The organism is Bradyrhizobium valentinum, assembly GCF_001440405.1.
Lineage (GTDB): Bacteria > Pseudomonadota > Alphaproteobacteria > Rhizobiales > Xanthobacteraceae > Bradyrhizobium > Bradyrhizobium valentinum.
Window position 1 is genome coordinate 179,752 of record NZ_LLXX01000143.1, and the last position, 13,618, is coordinate 193,369.

At 60.3% G+C, this 13,618-nt stretch carries 11 protein-coding genes and 1 pseudogene; 4 read left to right on the forward strand and 8 right to left on the reverse strand.

The genetic code is table 11. The features are described from left to right. The coding region (locus tag CP49_RS47840; protein WP_276326854.1) for a helicase-related protein at positions 1–997 on the forward strand (997 nt) is incomplete at its 5' end. Positions 998–1,045: 48 nt separating this feature from the next. Here the strand turns inward: CP49_RS47840 and CP49_RS48990 are convergent. After that, positions 1,046–1,569, reverse strand: a pseudogene (locus CP49_RS48990) (Y-family DNA polymerase); the annotation flags it as partial. 741 nt (positions 1,570–2,310) lie between these two features. Here CP49_RS48990 and CP49_RS25810 point away from each other — a divergent pair. After that, positions 2,311–2,538: a hypothetical protein gene (locus tag CP49_RS25810; RefSeq protein ID WP_057852969.1), complete on the forward strand. Its 228-nt coding sequence runs from the start codon at positions 2,311–2,313 to the stop codon at positions 2,536–2,538. A gap of 473 nt (positions 2,539–3,011) precedes the next feature. Here CP49_RS25810 and CP49_RS25815 read toward each other — a convergent pair whose 3' ends face one another. The 6 genes from CP49_RS25815 to CP49_RS25840 all read right to left on the reverse strand — a co-directional run bounded on the left by CP49_RS25815 (position 3,012) and on the right by CP49_RS25840 (position 11,325). Beyond that, positions 3,012–3,983 carry a Bug family tripartite tricarboxylate transporter substrate binding protein gene (locus CP49_RS25815; protein WP_057852970.1) on the reverse strand — a complete coding sequence of 324 codons (972 nt, stop codon included), beginning with the start codon at positions 3,981–3,983 and terminating at the stop codon, positions 3,012–3,014. A gap of 363 nt (positions 3,984–4,346) precedes the next feature. Further along, the gene (locus CP49_RS25820) at positions 4,347–6,005 is read right to left on the reverse strand and encodes an FAD-dependent oxidoreductase (protein ID WP_057852971.1); all 1,659 of its coding nucleotides are present in this window, start codon (positions 6,003–6,005) and stop codon (positions 4,347–4,349) included. Between the two features lie 25 nt (positions 6,006–6,030). Beyond that, a complete protein-coding gene (locus CP49_RS25825; RefSeq protein ID WP_057852972.1) occupies positions 6,031–7,002 on the reverse strand; it encodes a Bug family tripartite tricarboxylate transporter substrate binding protein in 972 nt (323 codons plus the stop codon). A 33-nt stretch (positions 7,003–7,035) separates the two neighbouring features. Continuing rightward, the gene (locus CP49_RS25830; RefSeq protein WP_057852973.1) at positions 7,036–8,769 is read right to left on the reverse strand and encodes a thiamine pyrophosphate-requiring protein; all 1,734 of its coding nucleotides are present in this window, start codon (positions 8,767–8,769) and stop codon (positions 7,036–7,038) included. A 74-nt stretch (positions 8,770–8,843) separates the two neighbouring features. Further along, positions 8,844–10,445: an FAD-dependent monooxygenase gene (locus tag CP49_RS25835; protein WP_057852974.1), complete on the reverse strand. Its 1,602-nt coding sequence runs from the start codon at positions 10,443–10,445 to the stop codon at positions 8,844–8,846. A gap of 109 nt (positions 10,446–10,554) precedes the next feature. Further along, complete coding sequence (locus CP49_RS25840) at positions 10,555–11,325, reverse strand: IclR family transcriptional regulator (protein ID WP_057852975.1); 771 nt, start codon at positions 11,323–11,325, stop codon at positions 10,555–10,557. Positions 11,326–11,564: 239 nt separating this feature from the next. Between CP49_RS25840 and CP49_RS25845 the strand changes: the two genes are divergently transcribed. Both CP49_RS25845 and CP49_RS45180 read left to right on the forward strand, forming a co-directional pair. Further along, positions 11,565–12,515 carry a Bug family tripartite tricarboxylate transporter substrate binding protein gene (locus CP49_RS25845; RefSeq protein WP_156438661.1) on the forward strand — a complete coding sequence of 317 codons (951 nt, stop codon included), beginning with the start codon at positions 11,565–11,567 and terminating at the stop codon, positions 12,513–12,515. Between the two features lie 122 nt (positions 12,516–12,637). Continuing rightward, positions 12,638–13,000 (forward strand): FAD-dependent oxidoreductase, encoded by a 363-nt coding sequence (locus tag CP49_RS45180; protein WP_057852977.1) that lies wholly within the window; start codon positions 12,638–12,640, stop codon positions 12,998–13,000. Between the two features lie 193 nt (positions 13,001–13,193). On the opposite strand, the gene CP49_RS25855 is transcribed toward CP49_RS45180, so the two are convergent. Further along, on the reverse strand, positions 13,194–13,379 hold the full coding sequence (locus tag CP49_RS25855; RefSeq protein ID WP_057848311.1) for a hypothetical protein: 186 nt from the start codon (positions 13,377–13,379) through the stop codon (positions 13,194–13,196). Between the last annotated feature and the right edge of the window lie 239 nt (positions 13,380–13,618).

The following is a 13,618-nucleotide window of genomic DNA, read 5'->3' on the forward strand; positions in this document are numbered from 1 at the left end:
TCTTTCGGATGCTGCTATTGCCTCCGCGTTGCTGCGCGAGCAAAGGCGGCACGGGCAAAGCTTCTTGATCTGTCCGCGAATTCAGGACCTTGATCAGATGCTGGCGCGCGTTCAATCGGTCGCCCCGGATCTCCGCATCGTCTGTCTGCATGGCAAGTTGCCCGCCGACGACATAGATGACCGAATGATGAGCTTCGTCGAAGGCGCGGCGGACGTGCTGCTGGCGACTAACATCGTGGAGAGTGGTCTCGATATCCCTCGTGCAAACACGATCGTGATCTGTTGGCCCGAAAAGTTCGGTCTTGCGCAACTTCATCAGCTCAGAGGAAGGGTGGGCCGCAGCGGGATACGCGCGTTTGCGTATTTGCTGAGCGATTCGGGCTCGGAGCGATCCGAGAAGCGGTTGGCCGTTCTGGAGGAGTTCAACAGACCCGGCGCGGGTTTCGCGATCAGCGCGCGGGATCTGGACCTCAGGGGAGCGGGGGATGTGCTTTCAGAGCGGCAGTCGGGTCATGTGCAGGTGTTCGGGCCGGTGCTCTACAGCCACCTTCTGAAATTGGCCTCGGAGAAAGCCGACGACAGAACAGCCCATCTGTGGGTGCCTGACCTGAATCTGCCGGTAGGGGACATGTTGCCCGCAGGCTACGTGCAATCGGAGGCGGTGCGGCTGGAAATCTACGGCCGCGTTGCCAGATGCCGATGCGAAGATGAGCTGGACGATCTCGAGGAGGAGACCTCTCGTCGCTTCGGCAGATTGCCTCCGGCGGCCCGCGATTTCTTTGCCGCAGCAAGGCTCAGGATCGACTGCAGGCGAAGAGGAATCATAAGACTTGATGTCGGCCCGGATGCCTTAGCCGCGACATTCCTGCCGGGACGACTTCGGAAATCCAAGGCGCGATCCCTGCAACGCGATGGCGATCGGGTTGTCTACATCAGCAACGGACGCGAGGGACCGCTTGGGAAGGTCGAAGAGTTCCTCGACCTTCTGGACGAGTAATCGCGGCGACTGATATTCATCTAATATGGAGAGACAACTGATCCTCGTCTTCTTTGGGGGCATCAGATACTTCAGCAGGTCGAGGGCCAAGCTCGAAAAACCACTCGCAGTATTGATGACGGCGACTGACCTGCTGCGGGTGATCAATTCGAAATTGGAGAACTTTACTTCGAGGATTGCCGTCCGGCCCCGCGCGCCGTTAGCGTCACAATGGCCCCAAACCTTGTCGACCAGCGGCTGCAGCTCCGCCGCTAGCGTCTGGTTGCACATATCCATGTCCGTGAAGATGCTGAGACCATTCATCCTCGCGCTTGCCGCCGGGCCGATCCCATGGAATTTCCCGAGGGGGAGATCTTGAACGAATGCTGGACGCATCTTTGGCGTGATAACGAACTGCCCATTTGGCTTTCGGTGGTCCGAGGCGAGCTTTGCCAGAAGTTTGTTGTCGGAGATGCCGGTGGAGGCGGTCAGACCGGTCTCGCTCAGGATTCTCGCTCTGATCAAAGTCGCGATTTCCGGTGCGATCGAGATGCCCTGGAGTTCTCGGTGGCATCGATGTAAGCCTCGTCGAGGATAGCGGCTGTGTTGGTTGCAGAGTTGCGTCGTGTCTTGGTCCCTGCGCATTGGGAGGCCATCCCTGTGCCCGGCGGCCGGCGGCTTGTCACGCTTCGGAACGCGATCAAACATCTGAGCAAGACCGTCCCGAAATCCGAGCATGATCATCCGAAGGTTCAGCACGCGGCTGCCAGCCTGGCCGGCGCCGCCGAAGGACGCGATTTCGTCATGCATGCGAGGATTGCCGTGATTCAGGCGCTCGAGAGAAATAATGCTCCTCCTCCGCTGCGAGAGGTCGGGCAAGCAGTCCCATTGAGGAACGCGAGAGCTGAAGAGTGACCGTTTTTGTCTACGTCAACACCAGCAACCAGGTCGGCGACGTCGACTACATCACGGTATTCGCCAACGGTGATGCGCGTAGAAATGGTTCGGGGAGAGCGATCCCGAGGGCTTCCACTCCAGCACGCTGGAGGCGCCGCGTTTGAATATGAGGGTTTTGGAGTAAGCGCATCAGCCGCCATGCTCGTCGATAGGTTCTGCTTGACGGACGTGATGGACCTCCCATCAAAAATTAACGTACGGCGAGATGCTCGCGGGCTCTCCCTCTGTCGTGGACCCGACAGAACGATCAGCTTTTTGTGGTTTCGAATTCGAGGGCGTTCATCGAGGGTTCAGGGGCACCGATATATTGGCAGTGGGTAAAGATCTCAAACACCCTCTTCGTTTGTAAGCAGGCCATGCAGGCAAGGAGATGGCGCATGTTGCTCGATAGTGAGAAAGCGAACGAAATGCAGGCTGCAGTTGATACAGTTTTCGCCCGGCTGCCAAAGATCTTCAAAACTAAAGAAAATAGGATTGAGATCGCCAAGAGCGTTGTACGCAGCGAGGGCGAGTACCACGAGGCCGCCCGAAGATGTGTATTGGGAATGTTCGCGAGCGTCGACCGGGCGATTGAGAACAGAGAGAAGCTGGCTAACTTAAAGTAGTCGGCGGAGGAGTCCTATTCGATTTTCCTCTACTCTCGAACATTACGGGAATCTAAGGAGCATCCATGTGGCGAGCAGCACGAGCATCGGCACCGGCGCGAAGAAGAGGAAGTTGGGCAGTGAGAACCAGCGGGCCGCGATTTCGGCGTGAGCGGAAGGCGTCCAGAGGCTAACGATTGCAATGGCCGCCACAAGGCCAACGGTGATCGGGCGAGCGAGCTCATTCGCTGCCGTAGTTCGCAGCAGGTAATCAAGCTCGGCATGGTCCCCGGCAACAGCCCGCCGCGTGATCAGCTGGTAGGTTTCATCAGCACTGAAATCGAACGGTGGCGCAAAGTCATAATTCAGGCCGGGCTTGCTGGCTCGCTACGCTGACCGACCCACGCTACCTGTCATGCGGCCGCCAACCGCAGATCGAAGGCTCTTAAGGCCGGACGCGAGAAGATCGTCAGCGATGCCGCCTCAAGCCATATCTATTTCTTCCCCGCCTTTGCGACAACGGTTTCCCATTTCTTCGCCTCGCTCTCGATAAATCGTGAAAATTCATCCGGCGCCATTGGTAACGGATCAGAGCCCAGAGCGCGGATTCGCTCGACGATTGCCGGATCCTTCAGCGCTGTCACAAATGCTGCGTTGATTTTCGCGATTGCATCATCTGGAGTTCCGGCCGGCGCAACGATGCCGAACCAGCCCGTCGCTTCAAAACCCGGGACCCCCTGTTCGGCAAATGTTGGAATGTCTGGAAGACGTTGATATCGATACGCCGAAGAGACGGCGATAGCCGTAATGAGACCACCCTCGATCGCGGCCATTGCCGATGGAGGATCGATCACCCCGAGCGGCATATGCCCGCCGATCAGATCGGTAACTACCGGAGCCATACCGCGATAGGACACCAGTTCAAGCCTGGTATCGGCCATCTGATTGAACATCTCGGTTGTCAGGTGCATCAGCGTGCCGTTACCACCGTGACCGATTGCAAGTTGGTTGGGCTGCTTTGCCATGGCGACGATGTCGCGAAGCGTCTTTCCCCGCAGCGAATTCGAAGCCGCGAGGATGAAAGGCACCGACGCGAGGCCGGTAACGGGCGCGAGGTCCTTGCGCGGGTCATAGCCCGCGTTCTCCTGGACGCCGAGGCTGACGCCTAGACCCGCCGCGCCGCCCAGTCCGATCAGGTAGCCGTCCGGCGGCGCCTTGGCGACCATGCCGATCGCGATCGCGCCGCCTGCACCCGGGCGATTTTCAATGACCAACGTCTGCCCCAATTGCTTTTCGACGGTCGGCTGTACGATGCGTGCGATTGCATCGGAACTGCCGCCGGCGGGAAACCCAACGACGAGGCGGATCGCACGTTCGGGGTAAGCGCCCGCAGCCGTACCACTCCCAACTGCTGTCCACTGGCATGCGAGCACGATTGCTATCACGGCTCTTGAAGCGCTTCTCATGATCCCTCCCGGTGTTTCTTGTGAGGCCCGCGCGCCAGCAAACAGAGTTGGATTTCTAGGGATGCCGGCCGGTATTATCGGTGCACTGGTAGCAATTGCAGATCGTCATTGTGCCGGCAGCCAGGACGAGTGGAAATGCTTGATGCTCCAACCCTGGTCGCCTTGGTCACGAGGAAGGTGAGCTGGCAGGATCGTCAATAGAACGAACGCCAACAGCAATTTTCTCATGATCGTTCGCCTCCCGCTGTGGGTTGACACACACGCCTCAGATCATCTTGTAGAGTCCTGACGCTTCGGGTTAGCCACAAAATACTCTTGAATTGATAAGGTCGCCTTATGACTCCAGCAATGCGGTTAGCCGATCTACTTTGCGGATCCCGCGCCACGGACGATATCCACGAGTCGACCGGGATCGGCTGAGGTGCCATTTCCCCGCCAAGCGACATGCTGGTCTGGTCGGACCAATATGAGGTCGTAGGGAAACAACTCCGCCGCTTCAGGGCTGGATAAATCAAGTACCGTCAACGGGACGCAGACAGCCGCTGCGGCATTTGTCAGGCTGGATACGTCTATGTCCGGGTCCAGTCGCAGCAGCGTGTAGTACGGTCCCATCGCGTCATAAATCGAACGTCGATCTGCGAGCCAGATGTGGGGGAGGCGGGCGCCCGGAACTGTCGATGGCGTGAACTCTCCCATCGTATAAGGGGGCGCAGGTTCACCATCATACACGATGATCGGCGAGCCTTGATAGAAATAGCCGAAATTCAATCCCGCGCAGCAATACTGCTGCACATTGAGGTCATAAATCGTCTTGCCGAGCGCGGCGCGATAGGCGTCGGCCTCGGGTCCCTCTGCCTCGATTTCGTCGCTTACGGATTTTCGCGCCTTGGTCATTGCATGCGCATGGTCCATCGCAAAATGCGAAACCTGATCGGTGATCGGCAGGCGCTCGGCGGCATAGGCTGCCAAAATTCCCTCCGCGCCCCAGCCTTCGAGCCGCGCCGCCAGTAGCCACGCCAGGTTGGCGGCGTCGGCAATGCCGGCATTCATGCCGTAGCCGGCATAGGGCACCCAGAGATGACAGGCATCGCCGCAGATGAAGACCTTGTCGTCGCGCACCTTGTCGGCGATCAGGCGGCGCCCGACCCAGTCTTCCTTGCTGATCAGTTCGTATTCGAAATCCTGGTCGACGCCGAGCACGGTGCGGATCGCGGCGTCGCGGTCGACGGCTTCAAAGTCCGTTACTCCCGGCTTGAGATAAACATGAACCAGCCAGTTCTGCTTGCCGTCGATGGCGTAGACGTTGCCGGATTGCCGCGCATTCAGCGCGAAAGACGCCCATGCCGGAGTGCCACCTTGTTCCAGCAGCAATCCGAGCAACTTCGGCGCGCGAATGTAACTCGACTGAACATACTGTAACGCGACGTCGCCGCTCAGCGTCGCGCCGATTTTCTTGCGCACCAGCGAGCGGCCGCCGTCGCAGCCGATCAGGAATCTACAGGAGATATTGATCTCCTTGCCGTTCGCGGTGGCGAAGCCAGTAACTCGTTCGGCGCCTTGCGTAAAATCGATCAGTGTCGTGCCGTTGAAAATGCGCGCGCTCGGCATCGCCGACAAATGGGCGAACAACACCGGTTCGAGATAGATCTGGTTGAGCCGGTGCGGCGGCTCCGGCGTCGGCCACCAGGTATCAGGGCCGTCCTTGGCCGTGTAGCGCTCGGCACGGCACGGAATTTTGATACTCGTGATTTCGCGGCCAAGAAACGCGGTACGATAGACCACGTCGTTGGGATAATCCGCCGGCAATCCGGCGTTGCGCACCTTTTGTGCAACGCCGAGCCGGCGGAAGATTTCCATCGAGCGCGCCGAGACGTGGTTCGACTTGACGCTGGGCGGCTCACCCCGCGCGCGGGATTCCAGCACGATGACGTCGACGCCGCGCCAGGCCAGATCCATTGCCAAAGTCAGCCCGACCGGACCTGCGCCAACCACCACGACGTCAGCCTGCAGCTGCTCGGCCATTTCCCCGTCTCCGCGTACGACTGTTCTACTGGGTTATCTTGATATTGCCGGCGCGGGCGACCGCTCGCCAGCGTTCGAGATCGGCTGCGATGATGCGCGAAAACTCTTCCGACGAATTGCCGACGGACTCGATGTTGAGCAATTTTAGGCGGGAGATCACGTCCGGCAACCGCGCGATACGGACGAATTCAGCCTCGAGCTTCCTGACAATTTCGGGCGGCGTCGCCGCGGGCACGAATATGCCGCTCCACAACACCGCTTCGACGTCAGCGCCCGCCTCCTTCATGGTTGGCACATCGGGCAAACTGTCCATCCGCTTCGGAGCAGCAACTGCCAACGCGCGCGCCTGACCGCCGTTGACCTGGCTGGTCACCGGTCCGGCGTCGGCGATGGTCGCGGTCACCTCGCCTGAGATCACCGCGGTGACGGAATCGTTGGCTCCCTTGTAGGGAATCATCTGCATTGGAACGCCGGTCTTCTGCTTGAACAGCTCGGTCGCGAGCTGGAAGGCGGCGGAGGAACTGGAATAGTTCGCCTTGTCTGGATTGCTTTTTGCGTAGGCGACGAGATCGGCCAACGACTTGAACGGCGACGCCGCGTTGACGATCAGGATCAGTGGAAACGATCCAAGCTCGGACACCGGCTTGAAATCCCGCATCGTGTCGTAGCTCAGCTTCTCATAGACTGCCGGATTGATCACCATCGCGCCGCTGGCACCGACCAGCAGCGTGTAGCCATCAGGTGCAGACCGCGCGACGTATTCGGTGGCAAGGATCGCCCCCGCGCCGGGCTTGTTTTCAATGATGACCGGCTGGCCGAGACTTTCCGATAGTTTCTGCCCGAAGATGCGGGCGATGATGTCGTTGCCACCACCCGGCGTGAAGCCGACGATGATGTGAATCGCCCGGGTCGGATATTTGACCTGGGCGGCAGCAGGCGCGAGGCCGAAAGAGCTCAAACAGATGGCGGCCAGCGCCACGTGGCTGAAGGTTTTCATGATTTCGATCCCTCCCTGGGCTGGATTGGCGCGCTAGAGCGGCGTGATCTGGACATGCAGGACGGCAGCGATCCCGCCGTCGACAGCGGCGAGGCAGCGCTCGACCGCAGCGGCGAGTTCATCCGGCTCGCTGACGAATTCACCATGCGCGCCGAAGGCGCGGCCGATATCGGAGAAGCGTCGTTTCTCGCCCTGCCGGCCCGAGCGCAGTTGCGATTGAAAGGAATCGGTCTCGGCGGCGACGCCCTTCGGATAGACCCTCTGTACCGACGACTTGACCGCCTGCCAGCCGCCGTTGTCGAGCACGACAGTCAGAATCGGAATTTGATATTGCTGGGCGACGGCGAATACGGAGTCCGGCGAAGAAAAATGATAGGCGCCGTCGCCGATGATCTGCACGATGCGCCGCTCCGGCTGCGCCAACTTCAAGCCCAGCGCCATGCCGCCGCTGAAGCCGAGCCCGCCGCCGGCGAGGCCGACGTAGCTGTGCGGCTGCGTCCGACGGATCTGCTCCTGCAGCACTGGCCCATTGCGGATCGCTTCGTTGACGACGATATCGTCCTGCGACAACGTACGGTTCAGGGTTGCGAACAGATAGGCCGCACTGAGCGCGCCTGACGTGCCCTTGTTCTCGGCAGCAGCGGCGCGGCGCCTGGCCGCGGCATCGCGCGCACCGCTCCAGCCGGCGATGCGCTCAGTGACGCGCTTGCGATAAAGCTCATCCGCGCGCGCCTCGACCACCTCGAGCACCTGCCGCAGAACAGTCGCGCAATCGGCCTGGACCCTAATGTCGGTCGGGAATCCCCACATTGGGAAATCCGACTTCAACGGATCGATGTCGATCTGGATCCAGTCGATGGATTCGACGCGCCTGGCGTATTGCGGCACAAAAGGCACGTCGGTATCGAGCAGCAGCCCGACATCGGCCTGTTCCAGCAGAGGCAGCGGATCGAAACCGGCGAAGCAGGGCGAATCCTGCGAGACGTTGAAATCGATCGAGTTGAATTCCGCGATCCGGATGCCGCAGGCCAGCGCGAGGCGCTCCAGCGCCGCGACAGCGTCCGCATTGCGACCGAGATAGGCCGTCAGCGCGATCGGATTTTCCGCCGCCATCAATCGGCTGGCGATGGCTTCGACGCGGTCCTGATCGATACCGCCGACCGCGACGCTGCCATAGCGCGCGGGGTTATAGGCCGGCATCTGCGCCTCGTCCCATTGTTCGGCCAGCGTCTCGCGCGGCAGCATCATGTAGACTGGCCCCGGTGGATCGCTGTGCATGAAGGCGCTCGCGCGGGCCAGCGCCTCCTTCACGACGATGCCCGAGGGCAGCGAGTATTCCCATTTGACATAGGGCCGCACGATACTGGCGATGTCGAAGGGATCCTGCACGAAGTGCACATAGGTGTCGCGCGATCCGGTCAATTCGCCATGCAGCGTGTAAGGCGCGCGCCCGGCGAACAGCATCACCGGCAGCCGGTAACGAAACAGGTTCTGGATCGCCATGCAGGCATTGGCCGTCCCAGCATCGACATGCACGAACACCGCCTGTCCCCTGCCGGTCGCCAGCGCATAACCGCCGGCCATGTGCACGGCGACGATCTCATGCGGGCAGAGGATGACTTCCGGATGCTTGCGGCCTTCGCGGTCCCAGCGCGCGATCTCCTCGATCAGCGAGACATGATCGGTGCCGAGATTGGCAAAGATATATTTAACTCCGAGGTCGACGAGACCTTCGAGGAAATAATGCGCGGCGCTGTGACGGCTCATACCCTTGATTCCCTGTGTTTCCTTGCCGGCTTTCGGCTTGTTTTCTTGTTCAACGACGGACCTGGCGTACGCCGTCAGGGGTGGCCGCCGATCACGCGACGGATAATCCCCGTGGCATCCGTGACATCGCCGTCCGACACCCAGGCGACAATCTGATCGGGCCGGACCAGTATGAGCGTCGCCTGGTAGAATTTTCGCACTTCCGTGCTGTCGTCCCTGATCAGCGTGAGCGGCACTCCGCTCGCTTCGGCAGCGCACTTGATTTCAGTGACAGCAGGGCTCGGCGCGCCGAGATCGAGCAGCGTAAAACCGGCGCCCAGTTCCTCGAAGACATTGCGGCTAGATGCGAGCTGGCGCGGCGCCAGGTGATGTCCGGCGCGGGCCGCGAATTCATGCGACCCGATCGCGCTGCAGGCGGCACCTGGCTGACCGGCGACGATGGACGAGCCCTCGTAATTCGGCTCAAACGAATTAACTTCCGAACGCGCACCGGACGAGCGCGCCAGCCATTCGGCTTCAAATGCAGCCTTGTCGATAGCGGGATCGAATTTGGCCAAAAACTCCCTGTCGTTCTGGATCGCCTTCTCGATAAAGTCCCGCGCGGTCGAGACGAACACCGGCCGCCGTTCCTCGCCGTAGGAATCGAGGAGATGTGCTCCGGCCCAGCCTTGCAGCGCCGCGGCAAGCTTCCAGCCGAGATTGGCGGCGTCTTCGAGGCCGGTGTTGATGCCGTAGCCGCCATAGGGCGGATGGCTATGCGCGGCGTCGCCGGCGATGAGGACGCGCCCGATGCTGTATTGATCTGATATCGCGACGCGCAGATCCCAGAAACCGATGTGCTCGAATTCGACGTCAAACTCCTTGCCGACCGCCGAATACAGATAGCGGCGAAAATCGAAATTGTCTTTGGTGGTGCCGAGCGGCACTGGCGCGTGGAAGAACCAGGTGCTGCCGAGATCAACGCGGCCGAAGAACTTCCAGTAGCCCTCTAGCTCCGGATGCAGCACATTGTAGAATGACTTGTTGGGAAAGCGCTCGAGCAACTTGTGCAGACCGGTCGAGCGGAACACCAGCAGCACCATCAGCCGGTCGTGGTCGGTCAGGGTCTGTGTGATGCCAGCGGCCTCGCGCACCAGGGAGCGGCTGCCGTCGCAACCGACCACGTAGTCCGACCGCAATTTGCGGCAACGATCGCTGTTGCGCTCGGCAATCGTCACCTGCACACCTCCAGCGTCCTGCTCGATGCCGGAAGCGCTCCAGCCATAGACGGTCTCGACGCCTTGCAACTGGCTCAAGCGATGCCGCAGCACCGCCTCGGTCGCGTATTGCGGCAGCCGTTCGTTGTCGGTGAAGTAATAGGGCCGCACCAGCTCGCGCTGCAGCCAGTCATATCTGTAGCCGCTTAGCAGCGTGCCGTATGACGTCATGCCGCCGATGCCGTAGTCGCGCGGGATGGTCCGCGCCGCACGAAGTTCAGCCTCCGCACCCCAGAAATAAAAGTGCTCAAGGGTGCGCTGGGTCAGGTTCTGACCCTTCGGGATCGGTTGCGGACTACGGTAGCGCTCGACCAGAACGCACCTGACACCACGCTGGCCGAGATCGATCGCAAGACCAAGACCGACCGGCCCGCCTCCGACGATGACGACTTGCGCTGGGGATTCGGCGGGCGTGCTCATCTTGGCTTCTTGCGATTGGCGTGGGTTATCCGCCCGGCGGCTGCCCGCGGGGCGCGGCCAAATGAGAATAGGACCGCGGCCAAGTCAAGGATAATCTCACAATGTAAGATTATGCGTCAGATTTCTGTCTCACCGTGGCTTGATTGGCCGAGATCTGCAGCGCCACTCGCCGGACCTCGGCGCCGATCTCGTCTATCTGGGCGCCCGTCACCAGGGTGCCGGCAATGGTGACGCAGACACTGGCGTTCGGGTAGTGCCGATCGTCGAAGACCGGCGCAGCGATGCCGACCGCACCCGGCGTGACCTCGCCATAGGCGACGGCAAATCCGGCCTTGCGAACCTTCTTCAGGCTTTTCAGAACGTCGGCGGCGGTGTCGCCGAGGCCGACCGAGCGCAAGTCGGCGAGGTTACGCTCGATCAGCGGCACCAGCCGTGGCCGCGGCAGAAGCGCCATGATCGAGCGCGCGATCGCGCCGCGGCCCAGCGGCATCGGCCGTCCGCGGGGATAGGAGCTGATCGGGTTCTTTGTAGAGGATTCAGAGGCCACACAGAGGATCTTGTTGCCGTACCAGCGCAAAACCATGGCTGTGCAAGAGTAGGCCGCCGTCAGCTCTTTCAGATAGGGCACACCGTGCAGCACCAGTGGATCGGAGCGCCGCGTCAGATAATCCATCTCGACGACCTTGGGCCCCAGCGTGACACCGGAATAGCGGGTCGACATCAGGAAGCCGGCATCTTTCAGGATCTTCAGATAGCGGTAGAGCGTCGGCCGGCTATAGCCGAGCTCGCGCATCAAATCCTCGGGCGTCCATTCCAGGCGCTCCTCGGAAAACACCTCGAGAACCGCCAGCACCCGTTCCAGGCTGTTCGTCGGCTTCATGCCTCAGGCCGCATGGTCTGACATCGCTCCACTTTCGGCTCGCGGCCTCGCACCTGCTTACGGCGATACTTTTTCCGGTCTGACAGAATTAACCTTGAACTGGCGCGCGATCAGCGCATAATACATCAAAAATCTCATAATGAGAGATTTTGTTGTAACCGCATGCGGACCACCCGCTGGCATGAACGGGGGATATCGTGGCGACCGACTCCGCAAGTTGCACGCATTCGCGCCGCACGGTGCTGGAAATCATGGCCACGGCCTTTGCTGCCATGACGCCGAGCCTGGCTCAGGCGCAGTCGCAGCAAACAATCCGGCTCAACGTTCCGTTCTCGCCAGGCACAGGGCCCGATCTACTCGCGCGTATCCTCAGTGAGGAATTGCGGCAGCGCTGGAATCAACCTGTCATCGTCGAGAACAAGCCTGGCGCGAGTGGCAACATTGGCACGGATGCAGCGGCGCGCGCTGTTCCCGACGGCCACACACTTCTCGTGACCGTCAATACTTTTGTGATGAATGCGAGCATTTATCGCTCGATCCCCTACGATCCAGAGAAGAGCTTCGCGCCGATCGTGGAGATCGCGACCGGAGTTCTTGCGCTCGTTGTGCATCCTTCGATCAACGTCAACACTTTCCCGGAACTGATCGCACTTGCTCGCAGCAAGCCGGGCGAGATCAACTATGCTTCCCCAGGGCGGGGAACACCGCAGCATCTCGCCATGGAGCTGCTGAAGCTGACAGCGAAAATCAATCTGACACACATTCCGTATCCGGGTTCTGCGGGCGCCGTGAAAGATCTCGCGGGCGGACACGTCTCAGCCATGTTCTTGCCGATCCATACCGCGCTTCCTCTCGCGGAAGCGGGACAAATCCGTATCCTGGCCGTCGGGAGCCAGGCTCGGGCGCCGCAGGCAACGCATGTGCCGACGCTGGCGGAACTTGGCGTAACCGATTTCGATGTCGATTTGTGGTATGGCGTTCTTGCCCCGGTCGATACACCGAAAGCCATCGTTGACCGCTACAATGCGGTTTTCAATGAGATACTGGCGCAGCCTGGCGTTCGGGCCGTACTCGACAAGCAAGGCTTGATCGCTCAAGGCGGCGCGCCTGATCGCCTCGCAGAACTGATCGCCAGGGATCGCCTGCGCTGGGCCAAAGTAGTCAAGGATGCCCAGATCACTTCAGAATAGCTTGAACGAGACTCTCCGGGGCTTTTTCTTGCCCATGTCGACCTTGAGTCAAAAGCTGGCTTAGGAGGAATGGCTGTTTTGGCGACCGTCCTGCTGGCATCCATAAGAAAGGGTAGCAAGCTATGAAAAATGCCGGAAAACCCAAAATCATCGTAGCCGGCGGCGGCATAGGCGGGCTGACGGCGGCGCTTTCCCTCATCAAGCGCGGCTTCGAGGTCGAGATTTACGAGCAGGCCCCGATCCTTCAGGAGATCGGGGCTGGTGTGCAGATCAGCGCCAACGGCATGCTTGTCTTTCACGAACTCGGCCTCGCTACCCGCGTCATGGAAGAGGCCGCGCATCCGGAGCGGCGTGAAATTCGGATGTGGAATACCGGCCAAGCATGGACCGCTTTCGATCTTGGCGCCGTGTCGGTGCAGCTACGTTGTCATGTCCGCAACTCTCGCGGGGTAATCCCTTGGACACGTAAGCTGAGTGGAACTTGACACCAATCAAGTGTTTCGTTCGCCATATCACCGTGCACCCGCACCTCAAGCGATCAGCAACGATCAGAAGTGTAAATTGCGCCGGGATACCGAGGGCGCTGGCCACCTCCAGCGCCGCCCCAGTGTCGGACTGGTTACGAACGAGACACGCAGTCGCGTGCCCGCTAAACTCAACGCTCGCTGTCTTCATATCTTAGGCTGACCACTTGTCTTCTTCGCGCCTGGCTTCGTCCTCGTTAAGACGCTCTACGATTTCGGCAGCGACGGCGGGACTCTCCGCATCTGCGATGGGAGTACCGTCCTGCTTCTTTATCTTCTGAGCTTCGACATCCACGGGAAAATCTTCGGGCCTTAGTGGCTTCTTTGAGTTCGGCGTCATGTCCTTCCTCCCTGCGTCGCGCCACGCGATCATTGCTGTTGCCTAAGCTCCGCGCCAGGAAAGGTTCCTATTGCGCGAAGCAGTCGCTCCGCACTTGGCCGCAGCAAAAATAGGAACGAAAGCAGCGAATGAAAATTTCCGGAGCTTCTACAGCTATGGAGCTTCCGCAGCTATAAGGAGATCGTCATGAAAGCATCAGCAATCGCGGTAGCATTGTTCTTTGCGCTCGGCTCAACGTT